This window comes from Rhodococcus sp. 06-235-1A (genome assembly GCF_002258785.1).
In the GTDB taxonomy this organism is placed as follows: domain Bacteria; phylum Actinomycetota; class Actinomycetes; order Mycobacteriales; family Mycobacteriaceae; genus Rhodococcoides.
Genome location: NZ_NOYI01000019.1, coordinates 54,242 through 69,984, shown reverse-complemented (window position 1 = coordinate 69,984; position 15,743 = coordinate 54,242). Strand labels below are relative to the sequence as shown.

At 63.3% G+C, this 15,743-nt stretch carries 18 protein-coding genes and 1 pseudogene; 15 read left to right on the top strand and 4 right to left on the bottom strand.

Features of this window, described 5'->3' with window-relative positions; all coding sequences use genetic code 11:
• The 6 genes and pseudogenes from CH275_RS30065 to CH275_RS18085 form a co-directional block, all read left to right on the top strand.
• Positions 1–99 (top strand): annotated as a pseudogene (locus tag CH275_RS30065) (MBL fold metallo-hydrolase); the annotation flags it as partial.
• A 305-nt stretch (positions 100–404) separates the two neighbouring features.
• A complete protein-coding gene (locus CH275_RS18105; protein ID WP_032381125.1) occupies positions 405–767 on the top strand; it encodes a bifunctional 3-phenylpropionate/cinnamic acid dioxygenase ferredoxin subunit in 363 nt (120 codons plus the stop codon).
• Positions 764–1,927, top strand: coding sequence for an NAD(P)/FAD-dependent oxidoreductase (locus CH275_RS18100; RefSeq protein WP_179276211.1), 1,164 nt, complete (start codon positions 764–766; stop codon positions 1,925–1,927). Before CH275_RS18105 ends, CH275_RS18100 begins: the two co-directional genes overlap by 4 nt.
• Positions 1,928–2,021: 94 nt before the next feature.
• A complete protein-coding gene (locus CH275_RS18095; RefSeq protein ID WP_218828805.1) occupies positions 2,022–3,173 on the top strand; it encodes an aromatic ring-hydroxylating oxygenase subunit alpha in 1,152 nt (383 codons plus the stop codon).
• A 41-nt stretch (positions 3,174–3,214) separates the two neighbouring features.
• Positions 3,215–3,907: a GntR family transcriptional regulator gene (locus CH275_RS18090; protein ID WP_094679695.1), complete on the top strand. Its 693-nt coding sequence runs from the start codon at positions 3,215–3,217 to the stop codon at positions 3,905–3,907.
• Between the two features lie 59 nt (positions 3,908–3,966).
• Positions 3,967–4,770, top strand: a complete 804-nt coding sequence (locus CH275_RS18085; protein WP_094679692.1) for an IclR family transcriptional regulator — start codon at positions 3,967–3,969, stop codon at positions 4,768–4,770.
• On the opposite strand, the gene CH275_RS18080 is transcribed toward CH275_RS18085, so the two are convergent.
• Positions 4,740–5,615 (bottom strand): bifunctional methylenetetrahydrofolate dehydrogenase/methenyltetrahydrofolate cyclohydrolase, encoded by an 876-nt coding sequence (locus tag CH275_RS18080; protein ID WP_094679691.1) that lies wholly within the window; start codon positions 5,613–5,615, stop codon positions 4,740–4,742. The genes CH275_RS18085 and CH275_RS18080 overlap by 31 nt on opposite strands.
• A gap of 112 nt (positions 5,616–5,727) precedes the next feature.
• Here CH275_RS18080 and CH275_RS18075 point away from each other — a divergent pair, with 112 nt between their 5' ends.
• Positions 5,728–6,186, top strand: a complete 459-nt coding sequence (locus CH275_RS18075; RefSeq protein WP_094679690.1) for a hypothetical protein — start codon at positions 5,728–5,730, stop codon at positions 6,184–6,186.
• Between the two features lie 9 nt (positions 6,187–6,195).
• On the opposite strand, the gene CH275_RS18070 is transcribed toward CH275_RS18075, so the two are convergent.
• Entirely contained in the window at positions 6,196–7,572 is a 1,377-nt protein-coding gene (locus tag CH275_RS18070; RefSeq protein ID WP_094679689.1) for a cytochrome P450, read from the bottom strand.
• A gap of 117 nt (positions 7,573–7,689) precedes the next feature.
• On the opposite strand from CH275_RS18070, the gene CH275_RS18065 reads away from it, so the two are divergent.
• On the top strand, positions 7,690–7,995 hold the full coding sequence (locus tag CH275_RS18065) for a hypothetical protein (RefSeq protein WP_032405153.1): 306 nt from the start codon (positions 7,690–7,692) through the stop codon (positions 7,993–7,995).
• 31 nt (positions 7,996–8,026) lie between these two features.
• Here the strand turns inward: CH275_RS18065 and CH275_RS18060 are convergent, their stop codons facing one another.
• Positions 8,027–8,824 (bottom strand): endonuclease/exonuclease/phosphatase family protein, encoded by a 798-nt coding sequence (locus tag CH275_RS18060; RefSeq protein ID WP_094679688.1) that lies wholly within the window; start codon positions 8,822–8,824, stop codon positions 8,027–8,029.
• 148 nt (positions 8,825–8,972) lie between these two features.
• Here CH275_RS18060 and CH275_RS18055 point away from each other — a divergent pair, with 148 nt between their 5' ends.
• Positions 8,973–9,392, top strand: coding sequence for a nuclear transport factor 2 family protein (locus CH275_RS18055; RefSeq protein ID WP_037152917.1), 420 nt, complete (start codon positions 8,973–8,975; stop codon positions 9,390–9,392).
• Positions 9,393–9,411: 19 nt separating this feature from the next.
• Here the strand turns inward: CH275_RS18055 and CH275_RS18050 are convergent, their stop codons facing one another.
• On the bottom strand, positions 9,412–10,074 hold the full coding sequence (locus CH275_RS18050) for an IclR family transcriptional regulator (RefSeq protein WP_179276212.1): 663 nt from the start codon (positions 10,072–10,074) through the stop codon (positions 9,412–9,414).
• A gap of 217 nt (positions 10,075–10,291) precedes the next feature.
• Here CH275_RS18050 and CH275_RS18045 point away from each other — a divergent pair, with 217 nt between their 5' ends.
• The 6 genes from CH275_RS18045 to CH275_RS18020 all read left to right on the top strand — a co-directional run bounded on the left by CH275_RS18045 (position 10,292) and on the right by CH275_RS18020 (position 15,595).
• Positions 10,292–11,116, top strand: coding sequence for an SDR family NAD(P)-dependent oxidoreductase (locus CH275_RS18045; protein WP_256991105.1), 825 nt, complete (start codon positions 10,292–10,294; stop codon positions 11,114–11,116).
• The gene (locus CH275_RS18040; RefSeq protein WP_094679687.1) at positions 11,109–12,548 is read left to right on the top strand and encodes an FAD-dependent oxidoreductase; all 1,440 of its coding nucleotides are present in this window, start codon (positions 11,109–11,111) and stop codon (positions 12,546–12,548) included. Before CH275_RS18045 ends, CH275_RS18040 begins: the two co-directional genes overlap by 8 nt.
• A 24-nt stretch (positions 12,549–12,572) precedes the next feature.
• The gene (locus CH275_RS18035) at positions 12,573–13,904 is read left to right on the top strand and encodes an MFS transporter (RefSeq protein ID WP_094679686.1); all 1,332 of its coding nucleotides are present in this window, start codon (positions 12,573–12,575) and stop codon (positions 13,902–13,904) included.
• Between the two features lie 11 nt (positions 13,905–13,915).
• The gene (locus CH275_RS18030; protein WP_094679693.1) at positions 13,916–14,698 is read left to right on the top strand and encodes an SDR family NAD(P)-dependent oxidoreductase; all 783 of its coding nucleotides are present in this window, start codon (positions 13,916–13,918) and stop codon (positions 14,696–14,698) included.
• A complete protein-coding gene (locus CH275_RS18025) occupies positions 14,698–15,204 on the top strand; it encodes a nuclear transport factor 2 family protein (protein ID WP_094679685.1) in 507 nt (168 codons plus the stop codon). The genes CH275_RS18030 and CH275_RS18025 overlap by 1 nt, the downstream gene beginning before the upstream one ends.
• A 112-nt stretch (positions 15,205–15,316) precedes the next feature.
• Positions 15,317–15,595 carry a hypothetical protein gene (locus CH275_RS18020; RefSeq protein ID WP_256991104.1) on the top strand — a complete coding sequence of 93 codons (279 nt, stop codon included), beginning with the start codon at positions 15,317–15,319 and terminating at the stop codon, positions 15,593–15,595.
• Positions 15,596–15,743 lie beyond the last annotated feature (148 nt).

The following is a 15,743-nucleotide window of genomic DNA, read 5'->3' as shown; positions in this document are numbered from 1 at the left end:
CTCCCCGCCGACACCCGAGTCAACACCGGACACGGAGACCGAACACGCATCGGCGACGAAGCACCACACCTCGAGGAATGGATCGCCCGCGGCAGCTGAGCTTGCTGATATATCAACTTGGACATTTATTACTCGTTGGTAGCGGAGACTCGGCGCTGCGCACGGCACTTTCGGCTACCGTGCGCGCCGCCGGGCTGGGGTCACCTGATGCCGGACAAGTAGGTCCTTGCACGCGCTAAGTACCCTTTCAGCTGGCAGAACGTGTGATTTGTCCGAATCGAGTTACATCGTGTTTCGGAGGGGTGAAAAGTGCCGTCTCCTATTGACACGATCTTGTGTCGATGTTCACACTGTTGTTGCGGGAAGTAAGACGTGTTCCGCATAGCGATACAGAAAGGATCCGAATGCTCAAGGTGTGTCCCTTGGCCGACCTCCCGGGCGGCGAAGCTCTTCGCGTCGACACGACCCCTCCCGTGGCGGTGTTTCACACCGAGGACGGTGAGCTGTTCGCGATCGACGACACGTGTACGCATCAGGACGCCTCGCTCGCGGACGGATGGTTGGAAGGATGTGCGGTCGAATGTCCGCTGCACGCGTCCACCTTCGACCTGCGCACCGGAGCCGTCGACGCTCCCCCCGCGAAGTTGCCGGTTCGTACTCATACCGTCGTCGTCGACGACGGCGTGATCTACATCGAGCTGAGCACCGCGACCCCCAATCTTCCGCCCGACGTTCGCGGCCGGCTGGCCGCCGAGGGTCATTCATGAAGAGCGTCACCATCGTCGGAGCCTCCCTGGCCGGCCTGTGCTCGGCACGTGCCCTACGGGCGGCCGGGTTCGACGGCTCGCTCACCATCGTCGGTGCCGAGAGCCACCGACCGTACGACCGCCCTCCCCTGTCGAAGGAGTACCTCGCCGGCGACGTGGACGCGAGCACGCTCGCACTCGAGCCCGACGACGAAGACCTCGACGCCACCTGGATTCTGGGACGTACCGCCACCGCGCTCGATCCATCTCGTCGAACCGTCACCCTCGAAGACGGTGCCGAGCTGACCTCCGACGGCGTCGTACTCGCCACCGGCTCTCGCGCGCGGTCGCTTCCCGGCACCGATCACCTCGCCGGTGTGCACGTGTTGCGTACGATCGACGACGCCGACCGGCTCCGCGCAGAACTGACGCCGGGAGCGCATCTGGTCGTCATCGGCGCAGGCTTCATCGGAGCCGAAGTAGCCTCCACCGCAAGGAAACTGGGCCTCGACGTCACCGTCGTCGAAGCCGCCCCGTCACCGCTCGCCGGGCCACTCGGCGCGCGGCTCGGTAGCGCGGTGGGCAATCTGCACCGCGACAACGGCACCACGTTGATCTGCGGAATCGCCGTCGACGGACTGACCGGCACCGACCGAGTGACAGGCGTTCGGCTCGCGGACGGTCGCCTTCTCCACGCCGATGTCGTGGTCGTCGGTATCGGCGGCATTCCGAACATCGATTGGCTCGGCACCAGCGGACTCGCACTCGGCAACGGAATCCTGTGTGACGGTGGCGGCGCGACCGCTGTGCCCGGAGTGGTCGCCGTCGGCGACTGCGCCGCATGGCTCGATTCGTCCGGTGCCCACCGGCGCGTCGAGCACTGGGCCGGGGCGTCCGAACGACCCACCGTTGCAGTGGCCACCCTGCTCTCGGGTAGCTACGGCGGCCAACACGTCAAACCTCCGTATTTCTGGTCCGACCAGTACGGGTCACGCATTCAGTTCGCCGGCACCGCCGGACCGGACAGTGAATGCACCATCGAAGAGGGTTCGCCCGAGCTCGGGAGCTTCCTCGCCGTCTACCGCTCCGACGGACTTCCGGTCGGCGTACTCGGTGTCAATCAGGTTCGCCTGTTCACCCGCTGGCGCCGTCAGCTCTCGGCTCCCGCTCGCGCGGTCTGACCACACCCAGGCTGCTGTTCCACTCGTCGTATTCCACTATCCCAGTTGACGTCTCGTCACCGATCCACAAGATCGGCCACGTACGGAGGACCCCTTGACCACCATTCCCGACACCACGCCGCCCGCAACATCCCTTCCCCTGCCAGAGAGTCTGATCTCCACCCTCCCCGGTCGCTATTACACCGATCCGGCCATCTTCGAGCTCGAGCAGGAGAAGATCTTCGAGGAGCTGTGGATCTGCGCGGTCCGTGCCGCGGATCTGGACAAGCCCGGCACCTTCCGTACCGTGCAGATCGGCCGCGAGAGCGTGATCGTGACGCGCACCCGGACAGGAGCCATCAAGGCCTACCTCAACGTCTGCGCGCACCGCGGTGCACGAATCTGCATGGAGGACAAGGGCGAAGTCAAGCGATCGTTCCAATGTCCGTACCACGCCTGGACGTACGACCTCGACGGAAAGCTCATCGCAGCACCGAATCTCACCAAGATGCCCGATATCGACCGGGTTCGCTACGGCCTGTCGTCGGTGTCCGTCGAGGAATGGCTCGGATACGTATGGGTCAACCTCAGCGACAACCCGGCGTCCTTCGACACCACTGTGGTGCAGGACATCCGCGATCGACTCGGTGACGTCGAGTCGATCGATCGCTACAAGATAGAGGACCTCGGCCTCGGCAGGCGCGTGAGCTACGACGTCAAGGCCAACTGGAAGCTCATCATCGAGAACTTCATGGAGTGCTACCACTGCGCCACCATCCACCCCGAGCTGACCGAGGTGCTACCGGAATTCGCCGACGGTTACGCCGCCCAGTACTACGTGGGCCACGGAGCCGAATTCGGGGAATCGGTCAAGGGATTCACGCTCGACGGTTCGGAGGGACACGACTCCATCCCCGGAATCGCACCCGAACAGGACAGGCGCTACTACGCCATCACCGTCAGGCCGCAGGTGTTCGTCAACCTCGTCCCGGATCACGTGATCATCCACCGCATGTATCCGCTCGCCGCCGATCGCACTCTGGTGGAATGCGATTGGCTGTACCTGCCAGGCGTCGTTGCCTCGGGACGGGATCTGCAGAAATCGGTGGAGTTGTTCCACCGCGTCAATCTGCAGGATTTCGAGGCGTGCGAACGCTGCCAGCCCGCCATGAGCTCCCGCAAGTACCGTGACGGCGGAGTGCTGGTGGGCAGCGAACACCACATCGGTATCTTCCACGACTGGTTGAAGAACCGCATCGAGGCCTGACCGACCCTGCCCCGCGCTCGGTGCCGATAGGATCGGTGACCATGAGTGTCGAGGTTGCGTCGCCGGGCACCCCCGGATCGTCGGGGGTGCCGGGCGAACCGGGGGCGACCATGGCGGACGTGGCCTACGCGGCTATTCGCGACAAGCTGATCATGCTGGCGATCAAGCCAGGTGAAGCCGTCGTCGAGTCGGCGTTGTCCGTCGAGCTGGGCGTCGGCCGTACACCGGTGCGGGAAGCTCTGAAACGGCTCGAGTACGAGCGCCTGGTGATATCGCACGCCCGCCGTGGCACCTTCGCAACCTCCATCGACGTCGCCGACCTGGGAGACATCTCCGAGATTCGCCAGCGCCTCGAGCCCCTGGCGGCAGCGAAGGCGGCTACCGCGGCCACTGCGACCCAACGTCAAGTTCTGTTGGGCATGGCCGACCGCACCGAGAAGTTCGAGGCCGCTCCGCCGAGCCAATACGACCTGATCAAGTGGGACGCAGAGGTACACCGCACCGTGTACCGGCTGGCGGCGAACCCGGTTCTCGAAGACGCCTTGATTCGCTACAACAATCTGGCCACGCGAATCTTCTGGTTGTTCATGGATCGACTGCCGCCACTCGCCGATCATGTGGGTACCCACACCGCGCTGCTCCGGGCGATCGCAGCAGGGGAAGCCGAGGATGCTGCGGCGATTGCCCGAGCCCATGTGACCGAGTTCGACGACGCGGTTCGCGCTGTCATCTAGTCGTCCCTGCCCGAGGGTGCGTACCACCAGGTAGGTGTCCGGTACGTATAGTCCGGGGGGTGGCAACCGACGATTCGACACGTGCCCCCGAGGGTGGCGTCCAGTCCGTCGACCGCGCATTTCGAGTTCTCGAGGTCGTAGCGCGGCTCGGGGAGGCCGGCGTCAGCGCCATCGCCACCGAGATCGGTGTGCACAAGTCCACGGTGTCGAGACTGCTCGCGTCGCTCGAAGAACACGACATGGTGATGCAGACGCACAATCGCGGCAAATACCGGCTCAGCCTCGGTGTACTGCGGCTCGCCGCCGCCGTACCCGAGCGCCTGGAGATCACCGAATACGGCCACGCCGTCTGTGAACGCCTCGCAGGCAAGCTCGGCGAGACAGTGAATATCGCTGTGCTGCGGGCCAATACGGCCATACACCTGGATCAGGCTCGCGGCCCCAGTTCGGTCGGTACCCACAACTGGATCGGGGAACAGACCCCTCTGCACGCCACCGCCAGCGGCAAGGTGTTGCTCGCGGCGCTGGACGCCGACACCCGTAAGACAGTTGTCGATTCGCTCGATCTCCACCGATACACCGAGCACACCCTCACCACCAAAGCCGGTCTGACGGCCGAACTCGATGCCGCGGTGTCCCTCGGGTACGCAGTGGTCGTCGAAGAGTACGAGACCGGACTCAATGCCATCGCAGCTCCGGTTCTCGACTACACCGGCAAGACGACGGCGGCACTGAGCGTCTCCGGCCCGGTGTACCGATTCGACGCAACCCGAATGCGGGCCATCGTCCCGGACGTACTGGCCGCCACGGCCGAGATCAGCGAGAAGATGGGCTACCGCGAGTCGTTCATCCCCTCGGCCTGAGCGGCTTCCGCACACTCGACGACGTTCGTCAGCAGCATCGCCCGCGTCATCGGACCGACGCCGCCGGTGGCACCGCTGAGTCGCCCCGCGATCTGTTCGACGCCGGGATGCACGTCGCCGAGAATGCCCTCGACGGTGCGGGTGATTCCTACCGACAGCACCGTTGCCCCGGCACTGATCCAATCCGGTTGCACCAGATGCGCAACGCCCGCAGCGGCGATGACCACATCGGCGGCCCGAGTGTGCGCGGCGGTGTCCACGGTTGCCTCGTGACACATCGTGACCGTCGCGTGCTCGCTTCGCCGGGTGAGCATCAACCCGAGCGGACGCCCGACGGTGATGCCGCACCCGATGATGCAGAAGCGTGCGCCGGTGATCGGAACATCATGGTGGCGAAGCAGCTCCAAAATTCCGCGCGGAGTGCACGGCAACGGCCCATCCATGCCGAGCACGAGCCGACCCAGATTGGTCGGATGCAGTCCGTCGGCGTCCTTACGCGGATCGATCAGTTCGATCACCCGGTGGGTGTCGATGCGCGGAGGAAGCGGCAACTGGACGATGAAGCCGGTGCACTCGGGGTCGTCGTTGAGCGCATGCACGGCATCTTCGATCTCGCGCTGACTTGCCGACGCAGGCAACCGCACCTGAATCGAATGCAGTCCCACCTCGGCACAGTCGCGGTGCTTCGCCGCGACGTAGGAACGGCTACCGGGATCATCGCCCACCAGGATCGTGCCGAGACCGGGCCGAATCCCCTGCTGGGCAAGCCGTTCGACGCGATGTCGCAGATCGTCCTTGACGATTGCGCTGACCGCCGTCCCGTCGATCCTGAGAGCTGTGGTCATACTGTGATTCCTCGGTTCGGCCGGCCGCTTCGGTTCTGATATATCAACTGTCGGCCAGGGTACGGCGCGCCGCCACGGCCGGTCAAGAGCGGCGATGTGGGAGGGTCGGGGCATGGAGCCCTTGCAGCCGATGCGGCCGGTCGACGTGCAACTGGACGAACGCGAGTCTGCACCGCGATGGAAGGTGTGGGGTGCGCACATCGTCCTTGCAGCACTCGTTCTGACGGCGATTCTGGTCGAGGACGGACAATCATGGCTGGTCGCCGCAGGGGTCTGTGCGTCCGTCATCGGCGCGGCGCTGACTGTCGCGTCGACACGGCGACGGATGCGAGAGAACGCGTGCCGGCGAATTCCTTGGGGCGGTCGGCCGCCGATCGAACCCCGGCAAGTAGACCTACTGGATACCTTTGGACTACCGATGGTCGTTTTCGGTGTCGCAGTGGCCGCGAAGAGCGCGTCCGTACCGTGGTCTTTCGCAGTAACGGTCGTCTGCATCGTCGTTGTCGGGACGCCCCTGGCGGCACAGGTATGGCACAACTACCGGGTGCGCAAGAGCACGCCCAACCCCTGACCACCCCGGTCAGCTGCGAAGTTCGACGTACAGGCCGTGTTCGGAGGCCGTGTGAATCGGATATCGATTGTCGTACTGCGTCGGGTCGACCTGAGCGTCCGGGTACGCACGCAGGAACGCGGCAACAAAAACGGCGATCATCGACAACGCGAACGACTTCCCCGGGCACGACCTAGGACCCTTGCCGAACGGCATCAGTTTCGCTGAATCAGCGACTGCCCCAATCGCGTTCAGTAGCCATGCAGGATCGAACGTCGGCCCGCTCAGGGCATGAACGGCATGAATGTTCGGCATTATCAGCGTGTTTCGATGAAGCCGCACCATCCGGTCACCGACCTTCAGATCGAAATCCTCGGTGACCCGGCCGTTGAAAACCGATCCGGGCGTGTCCACTCGCAACGCCTCCATCACGCACGCCCGCACCACCGCGGATGCGCCCGCAGATTCTGGGGCAACCGCGCCGACCTGGGTCTTCCAGGTCGAATTCACCGGGGCCAGTATGTGTTTCAAGGTCGCGAGCACCGCGGTGCGGGTGGTATCCACGGCGGCCACGAACGACGTCGCGGTATCGTCACGGATGACGCCGGTGGAGAACCCGGACACACTGTGCAACCGCGCGAGGTGACCAGCGACGGTCGAATTCGATGGATGAGCCGACATCTGCCACATGTGCTGCTGCAGCGCGCGTGTGTTCGCACGCATGAGGCGCTGCTCGCGCGTCAACGGCAGGTGCTGCAACCTCGGCTCGACCCTCATGGCGTAGGTGTTCGCGAACTTCCGCAACCGCAGAAAGTTCTCGTAGAGAGCCTCGGCGAACGGGAGGCTACCTACCTGCCCCTCCCGGTCGACGTACCGGACCGGCGCGAACGCCGCCTCACCCCACACGGCCTCGGCCACTGCCTCCCGGACACAGACTGTGACAACTGGACGCAGGTCGAGACCGATTGTACCGGAGTCGACCGGTAGGTGGCGGTCCAGCGCACGCACGGTGGCGTCCTGCGCGTTGCCCGAACCGGTTGCCACCACCAGGTTTCGCTTGCGCTCCTTGAAATCGGCTCGCTTGGACGACGCGAAAGTGATGGCCTCGGGGCTCAGCTGTCCGAACGAATGGCGTGCGGCAGTGTCTCGATCGATGTCAACGCCCGCGACCTTGGGATTGACTATCGCATCGATGGCCCGACGGGACACCGCATACAACTGCACGCGACTTCCCCTCCACGTGCCGATGAAATCCGAGGCACCGTCGCCGATGAAAAGATGATCACGGGTCAACTTGTGTTCGATCGCCCCGGAGACCCCGAATTCGGCCGACAGCGGCAGCACCCCACCCTCGAATTCGATCCCCTGCCGAATGTAACTGGAGCGCTGCGCGAACACCGAGCTCACGTCATCACGGCTCCTCGACAATCACTCCTGCCGCCACTCGGCTGCTTCGGCCAGCTTAATCGCGGGTCGAGCGGCGCAAGGAGGATCGGAGAGAGTATTTCGGCGATACTGGAAACCATGATTCGCAACGTGGTTGTCGGACGCCTCCGTGCCTCGACCGATTCCGAGCAGGCCGACGCAGATGCGGCACAACTTCGGGACGGTCTCGCCGGAATCGCGGCGTTGAACCTGCCCGGCCTGCTCATGCACCACAGCGGCATCGATCTCGCACTGCGCGAGGGCGGTTGGAGCTTCGCTATCACCAACGACTGGCTCGACGCCGACAGCTACCGCGTCTACGACCTCGACGCCGAACACAATGTTCACCGTGCCCGAATCGCCGAGGTCTGTGACCACATTGCTCGAGTGCAGTTCGAAATGTGAGCGAGCCGAGCCTCCGGATCTACATCTCCCGCTATGCGAGATCCAAGGCAAGTGCTCGGTGGTCGGACACCTCTGGTTTCGCGACGATCTCGAAACTTCGCACTGCAGTCGGATCGGACACCAACAGATAGCTGGCGCTTCGAACTCGTTTCGTATAACTGGACGCTCGCGTGTCTGCTTCTCCCACCAGGTCGGTCATTCCGTGCTCGGCCAGCAGTGTGAATGTCTTGCTCGACGGCAGCAGGTTCAGGTCGCCGCAGAGCACCGTGGCGTCGCTCGACGGGCGAACATGTTCGACGACCTCGACCATCTTCCGGGCCTGCTCCAGCCGAATGGGACTGTCGTCCTTGCCTGCTGGATCACGCAGACCGTGTAGTTGGATGACGGAGACGAACCTGTCGCCGACGCGATCGCGAACGGTCACCGTCAACGCGGCTCGTGGACGGTCGTCCACGTTCCACTCCGTGTGATCGACGAACCGTGAATGCACGAACCGCGCGTCGAGTCCGACGACAGGAAAGTCCTCACGCACCCAGGTCGCAATCCCGAAGTCCTGTCTCAGTTCCACGCCGTCGGCGTCGGTGACAGGTCCGGCGTCGTTGGCGACGAAATACGGCGTGTATCCGGGCAACGCGGCGGACACGTCGCCGAACAGATCGAGCCGCTGCGGCAGAGTGCGCTCACCGTCGGCGAACGTTGCCCAACCCGATCGATTCGGAGTGCGCGTGACTTCCTGAAGGCAAATGATCTCGGCATCAACGGATTTCAGCCATCCCACGAGCTCGTCGTACATGGCACCGCCCCACGCATTGATCGAGATGATCTTCACAGCACGATGATGGCAGATGTGGCGTAACTCGCGCGCTTCATTTTCGGTTACGACGAGTAGACCCCTGACTCGACTGCCAGATGGACCGGACGTAACGTCATCGCCAATACGCACAGTCCGTGCGAATAACGCACCGAAGGAGACGCCGATGCCCGATCCAGACGCGGGAACCGTTGCCGAGGTTCAACTCCTGTACGGCAGGCAAAGCCACGCAATCGATTCCGGACGCGCAACGGAATGGGCAGAGACATTCACCGCAGACGGCGTCTTCGACTCGCCCAGTTACCCCGAACCCCAGGTCGGTAGCGACCAGCTGACCGCCTTTGCCCAACGCTTCTTCGACAGCGCGGCCGACGCGAACGAGAGGCGTCGGCACGTCATCACGAACATTGCCGTCGATCTCGTGAGCGTCGACGAGCTGACAGTCGACTGCTACCTCCAGATCATGGCAACACCGCGTGGCGGCGAGACTAGGCTCGTTCGGTTCACGTCGGTCCGGGATCGTGTTGTACGAGTGAATGATCGGTGGCGTATCCAGCACAGGACCGTGTCTCGCGACGACGCCTGACACGACCCTCGACCACCGGCTAACGAAGCAAACGCCCCAACCGTGCCGCCGCAGCGACGACGGCCGCACCGAGTTCCTCTTCGTCGTCGATCTCGAACACCGACGCACCCAAACTCGCCATGGCGTCTCCGCGGCGACCCGGCACCACGGCGGACACTCCGCCGACCGATGGAATCACTTCACCGTGGGTGACCGCATATCCGACGCTTCGCGCCCTCGTCACTTCTGCACGTTCGCCATCCGCCGGGGGCAAGGACGCAAGCATTGCCAGGCCGGCAGATCCTCGGTCGATCGGATCGACCTGCCCCCCACGGAACGCAACGTGCACCTTCGCGCCTCGTGGCTCGACAACCATCAAAGCCCGGACCTCCGTTGAATTTTCGCGAACGACGAGATGGACGGTCGCTCCCAGCTGATCCGCCAGTTCTTCGAGAACGGGGCGCGCCACGGTTCGCAGATCTTGCTCGACGGGTTCGGCGAGCGCCACCAGCCCGGCCCCGAGCGAAATGCGCTTGAAGTCGTCTCGCCGGCACAGATGATGAGCCTCGAGCGTGCGAACCAGCCGGTGCGCGACGGTGCGGTGCACACCGATTCCGTCGGCGATCTCGGTGATCGACAAGCCATTGGGATGTTCGGCCAATAGCTCGAGCACGGCGAGGCCGTGGTGCAGCGTTTTGGACATCCCAGAATCGATGGCCACGGAGTGACTGCCGTCCATGCGGCGTGGATCGGTGTCGGTCATGAAGCGCCCCCTATTGACGAGTGTGAGGTGGACCACCTACAGTTCGACGTGAATCGCACACTGCGTGCGATTATCGCACACAGCCTGAATCGCCGCAAGCTGTCCCCTCGGACCGCTTCGCAGGCTCGATCACGATCTTTCGCACGAGGAGAACGCCATGAACAATCCCAATCCAGGACGCGTCGTCGATCGCACGATGACTGCGGTCTACCCCGAACTAACAGGCAAGGTTGCTGTTGTCACCGGGGCCGCTCAGGGAATGGGATCGGTGTTCGCCAAGGGACTTGCGGCGCGCGGCGTACACGTCGTCGGTGCCGACATCAACGACGCTCGAATGAGGGAAACAGCGGAGCAACTCAACACGGAGCTGGCCACCGACTCGCTGGTCGAGCAACCCGGAACGATCATCGGCGCACGAGCCGACGTCACCGTCGCCGATGATCACGAGGCTCTCGCCCGAACCGCTCTGGCCGAATTCGGGCGGATCGACTTCTGGGTCAACAACGCGGGGATCTTCCCGTTCGCGTACGCCGCGGACATCACCCCCGAGCAGATAGGTGCCACGCTCAGCGTGAACGTCGAAGGCGTTCTGTTCGGTTCGCAAGCAGCAGGTCGCCATATGCGCGAGGGCGGCGCGATCGTCAATATGTCCTCGGTATCCGCGCTTCGCGTCCGTAAGGGCCGCGGTGCCTACTGCACGTCCAAAGCGGCCGTCGCCCACCTGACGGAATCCCTTGCCGTCGAATTCGGAGATGTGGGCATTCGCGTCAACTCCATTGCACCCGGCTACATCGACACCGAGATGACTCGGTGGGTGCAGGAAGATCCCGAAGCGCTGGCCAAGGCACTCGATTCCGTTCCCCTGCATCGACTCGGCGCACCGGAAGAAGTCTTCGGGCCGCTCCTGTTCCTACTGTCGGACAGTGCTCGCTACGTGACCGGGCACAGCATCGCGGTGGACGGCGGGTCACGACATGTCTGACACCGACTACGACGTCATCGTCATCGGCGGTGGCGGCGCGGGGCTTGCCGCGGCAGTCACTGCAGCCGAGAACGGTGCGTCCGTCATTCTTTTCGAGGCGCGCAAAGAACTGGGCGGATCGACGGCACTGTCGGCCGGATTGTTCACCGCTGCAGCGACAAGCGTGCAACGCGCCCTCGGAATCGACGACAGCGCAGAGAAGTACTTCCAGCACTACATGGATCTCAATCAATGGATGCTCAAACCCGGCCTGATCAGAACCTTCTGCGAGCAGGCAGGACCGACTCTGGAGTGGCTGATCGAACTCGGATTGGACATCCCCGCAGGGACTTCCGGAAATGCACACCAGCCGGGCCTGAGCCAGGCGGGCGTCGAGGACGTCTGGAGAGGTCACGTTCCGAAGGATCAGGGGTACGGCCTCGTCCAGGTGTTGGACGCCGCACGCCGCAGGCACGGAATCGAGGTCGTTCTCGACACTCGTGTGCAAGCGCTACTCACCGAGAACGATCGGGTCGTGGGAGTCGTTGCCGATGATGTCGAACTCCGTTCTGCGGCAGTCGTCGTGGCGTCGGGTGGTTTCGCCCGGGATCCCGAGTTGGTCGATATTCATTTTCCAGCTGCCAACCGGGCCGGCTCCGCTCTCTTCGTCGTTGCTGCCGAGGGCAGCCGCGGTGACCACCTTCGCTACGCGCCGTCGGTGGACGCGTCCATAGCAGGTCACGGGTGGGGACTCATGCTGCCCACCGTCTACTTTCAGCGCTACCACCACTGGCAGTCGGGATTTCCCCCGAAATCACGTATTCACGTGAACGCCGCGGGGCGTCGATTCATGGACGAAGACGCCTCGTACGCGGTCTCGACCGGAATCATCGACGGTCAGGGTGGCTCGGCCTGGATGATCTTCGACGACAACGCTCGACAGAATCTACCTGCGGGATATGTCGATTGGGCACCCGATCGTATCGAGGACGAGGCAGACGCCGGCCGGACACTTCGCGCATCCTCCCTCGCGGAGCTGGCCGAAGTCATGGCGGTGCCCGCCGCGGCCCTCGATTCCACGGTCGAGCGATGGAACGCGCATCTGCCCCACGGCGAGGACCCCGACTTTCTGCGCCATCGGACACTCGCCAACAAGGGCAGTACGTCGAATCCCGAACCCATCGAGACCGCCCCCTTCTATGCCGCACGAATCCTCCCCGCCGAATTGGTGTGCACACATGCAGGTTTGGAGATCGACTCCGATTCCGCGGTGCTGACAACACGCGGCACCCGCGTACCCGGCCTGTTCGCTGCAGGCGAGGCAGGAGCGGGAGTTCTCGGGCAGAGGTACGTCGGTGGCGGTAACGCTGTCGCCAATGCACTCACCATGGGCCGGATTGCCGGTCGAAATGCCGCCCTTCACACCGTCGATGCACAGCCACTGACGGCCTGACCACCCCCGACCTCGAGGACACCGATGACTACGAACGATCGCGCCGTGCAGCCCGAGTCGGACGCACGAGCCCCCAGCACGAACCCGAAACAATCTCCCCTGACAGTGATCCGGGCCGCTGTCGTCGGAACCGTCGTCGAGTACTACGACTTCGGCATCTACGGCTACATGGCCACCACCATCGCCGCGCTGTTCTTCGTGTCCGACGATCCGACGGCCGCCCTTCTCGGTACGTTCGCGGCGTTCGCCGTTGCCTTCTTCCTGCGCGTTCCGGGCGGAATCTTCTTCGGACACATAGGCGACAAGTACGGCCGCAAGAATGCGCTGTCCTGGACCATCCTGCTGATGGTGATCGCAACCGCCGGAATCGGATTGCTCCCGACCTACGTCACTCTGGGAGTGTGGGCCACCTCGGTTCTAGTCCTGTGCAGATGCCTGCAGGGATTTGCTGCGGGTGGTGAGCTAGGAGGGGCCAACGCGTTCGTCTCCGAGTCCGCGCCGACGCGGTGGCGTGCGACCCAGACGTCGATGGTCAACACCGGAACCTACATCGGATCGTTGCTCGCCTCGCTGTGCGCACTGGCACTGAACTCCGTGTTCACCGACGAACAGATCCTCTCCTGGGCATGGCGAATCCCGTTCCTGCTCAGCCTCGTGATCGGCGGCGTCGGCATCTGGATCAGGAACCGTCTCGACGACACCCCGGAGTTCAAGGAGCTCGAGGACAAGGGAGAGACCAAGAAGCTCCCCATCTCGGAGCTACTGAGCACCTCGGGCGGCAGCGTCGTGAAGATCATCCTGCTCGGTGCGCTCATCACCGGCGGCTACTACATCGCATCGGTCTACGCCGCTACGTACCTCAGGACCGAAGGTGGCCAGACCTCGCAAGCAGCATTTCTCTCGACCTCGCTCGCGTTGGTTCTGGGAGTGATCACCCTGCCTGTTTCGGGCTACATGGCCGACAGATACGGGCGGAAGCCCGTCCTGTTCGCGGGTAGCTTCGCGGCCATCGTTCTCGGTGTCCCGATGTTCATGATGATGGCCGGCGGCACGCTGTGGCAGGCCGTCGTCGGGCAGTCGGTGTTGTTCATCGCGGTGTCCGTCGTCAACGGTGCCTCGTACGTGACCTACGTGGAAATGCTCAAGACCTCGGTGCGGTACACAGGCCTGGCCCTGGGCAACAACACCACCAACATGTTGCTCGGTGGCACAGCACCTTTCATCGCCACGTACCTGATCTCACTCACCGGAAATCCGCTCGCACCCGCCGGCTACTTCGTCTTCTGCGCCGTCATCACCTTCGCCACGGTCTTCTTCGTGACCGAGACGAAGGGGACCGAACTGAAGACAGAGTGAAGGGCCTTCGCATGAACTTCGAGAACAAGACGATCATGGTGACCGGCGCAGGAAGCGGCATGGGCCGAGTCGAATCGGAAATGCTGGCGGCCCGGGGAGCCAAGGTGTGGGTCACCGATATTTCGAAGGCCACAGGCGAAGCTGTGGTGAAGAACATTCTCGATGCCGGCGGTCGAGCAAAGTTCTACCAGCTCGATGTCACCGCACCGGACTCGTGGACGGCACTGGCGAAAGACATCGAGTCATCGGATGGTGACCTCGACGGACTGGTGAACAACGCCGGTGTCAGTCACCGAGCGGGCATCGAGGACACGACCGTCGAAGACTGGCACCGCGTCATGAACATCAATCTGAGCTCGGTGTTCTATGGAATGAAAGCTTGTGCGCCACTCCTCAAACGGGGTGATGGGGGTTCGATCGTCAACGTGTCGTCCATCGCCGGAATGCTCGGCTACTTCGCGGCAGGTTACGGCGCCAGCAAGTGGGGCGTGCGTGGCCTGTCGAAGGTAGGAGCACTCGAATTCGCCGAGTACGGAGTTCGAGTCAATTCGATCCATCCCGGCCTGGTCGACACACCGTTACTACATTCCGGCTCAACGACTTTCGTGGAGACAAGCCTGCAATCGGTACCCGCGGGGCGCGTCGCCGACGCCGAAGAAATCGCAGAATCGGTCGCGTTCTTGCTGTCGGATTCATCGCGGTACATCACCGGCACAGAAATCGTCATCGACGGTGGCCTGACCTCCGGCGGGATCTACCACCGCATCACCAACGAGTTGAAAGCCGGTTGCTGATGTCGAGTGAAGACCGAGTGGCGATCACCGAGGTGCTGTATCGATACGCCCGGGCTGTCGACCGCAAGGACTTCGAGAGCCTGAGAAGGTGCTATTTCCCTGACGCCGTCGACCACCACGGGGGCTATGTCGGCACGATCGACGGTCTGATCGAGGACATCGAGCTTCGTCATCGAACCATCGACAGCTCGATGCACTTCATAACCAACGTCATCATCGATCTCGAGCCTTCCGAACAGGTGGCCGAGGTCGAGTCCTACTGCCTGTGCTACTTGCGGCAAGAACCCGAGATCGGATCGTCGACGCACGTCTTGACGACCGTGAAATGCCGATATGTGGACCGCTTCGAAAGACGGGACAACGAGTGGCGGATAGCCGATCGAGTAGTCGTGTTCGACGAGTCCCTCTGCACCACTGTCGAAAACGTGCTCGACCCGTCTTGGATCACCTCCCGCCGTTCCCAAGCCGACCCGGTATTCGCACGAAGGGCCCGAAGCAGCAGGTGACAAGTTGCCGACGCCACGATCCGTTGGGTATCTACTATGGAGGCGGCGTCATCTTGTACCTGCACTGACAGGTCCGAATGGCGCGGTCGCGCTGCACTCGATTGGAGACTCGGTGAAACGTAAGTCCGCTTCTCAGTCGATGTTCCGCGACGGTGCCGGAAGCCTGGCGTTGGTGGCGGGCATCGTGGCGGTCATATGCGCATTCGTGCCGTTCGTCGGAGACTTCGTGACCATCCCGACCGGAATCGTCGCGGTGATCAGTGGCTGGATAGGTCTCGGCCGCGCGGTCGAGGGCGACGCGTCCAACGGTCGGGACGCTGTGATCGGTGCGGCGCTCGGTGGTGTCGGCTTGTTCATCGTGTTTCTGACGTTTGCGGCATCATCCATGTGATCTAACGGCCACTGGGGCCAACACCGAGAAGATCTTCTCCCGACATCACCGACTCGACCGGCAACTTGTTCAGGAGAGGACAGCGATGGCAATGCCCGCAATGACGCATCTTTCGACACAGCACGTCGACTCGAACCGACCTGGTGAC

What these genes read in the sequence shown, in the direction of transcription:
- CH275_RS18040 (WP_094679687.1), top strand. Translation starts at nt 11,109, where the DNA reads ATGTCTGACACCGACTACGACGTCATCGTCATCGGCGGTGGCGGCGCG.
- CH275_RS18030 (WP_094679693.1), top strand. Translation starts at nt 13,916, where the DNA reads ATGAACTTCGAGAACAAGACGATCATGGTGACCGGCGCAGGAAGCGGC.
- CH275_RS18080 (WP_094679691.1), bottom strand. Translation starts at nt 5,615, where the DNA reads ATGACCACAGCTCTCAGGATCGACGGGACGGCGGTCAGCGCAATCGTC.
- CH275_RS18075 (WP_094679690.1), top strand. Translation starts at nt 5,728, where the DNA reads ATGGAGCCCTTGCAGCCGATGCGGCCGGTCGACGTGCAACTGGACGAA.
- CH275_RS18055 (WP_037152917.1), top strand. Translation starts at nt 8,973, where the DNA reads ATGCCCGATCCAGACGCGGGAACCGTTGCCGAGGTTCAACTCCTGTAC.
- CH275_RS18035 (WP_094679686.1), top strand. Translation starts at nt 12,573, where the DNA reads ATGACTACGAACGATCGCGCCGTGCAGCCCGAGTCGGACGCACGAGCC.
- CH275_RS18025 (WP_094679685.1), top strand. Translation starts at nt 14,698, where the DNA reads ATGTCGAGTGAAGACCGAGTGGCGATCACCGAGGTGCTGTATCGATAC.
- CH275_RS18065 (WP_032405153.1), top strand. Translation starts at nt 7,690, where the DNA reads ATGATTCGCAACGTGGTTGTCGGACGCCTCCGTGCCTCGACCGATTCC.
- CH275_RS18045 (WP_256991105.1), top strand. Translation starts at nt 10,292, where the DNA reads ATGAACAATCCCAATCCAGGACGCGTCGTCGATCGCACGATGACTGCG.
- CH275_RS18050 (WP_179276212.1), bottom strand. Translation starts at nt 10,074, where the DNA reads ATGTCCAAAACGCTGCACCACGGCCTCGCCGTGCTCGAGCTATTGGCC.
- CH275_RS18090 (WP_094679695.1), top strand. Translation starts at nt 3,215, where the DNA reads ATGAGTGTCGAGGTTGCGTCGCCGGGCACCCCCGGATCGTCGGGGGTG.
- CH275_RS18100 (WP_179276211.1), top strand. Translation starts at nt 764, where the DNA reads ATGAAGAGCGTCACCATCGTCGGAGCCTCCCTGGCCGGCCTGTGCTCG.
- CH275_RS18105 (WP_032381125.1), top strand. Translation starts at nt 405, where the DNA reads ATGCTCAAGGTGTGTCCCTTGGCCGACCTCCCGGGCGGCGAAGCTCTT.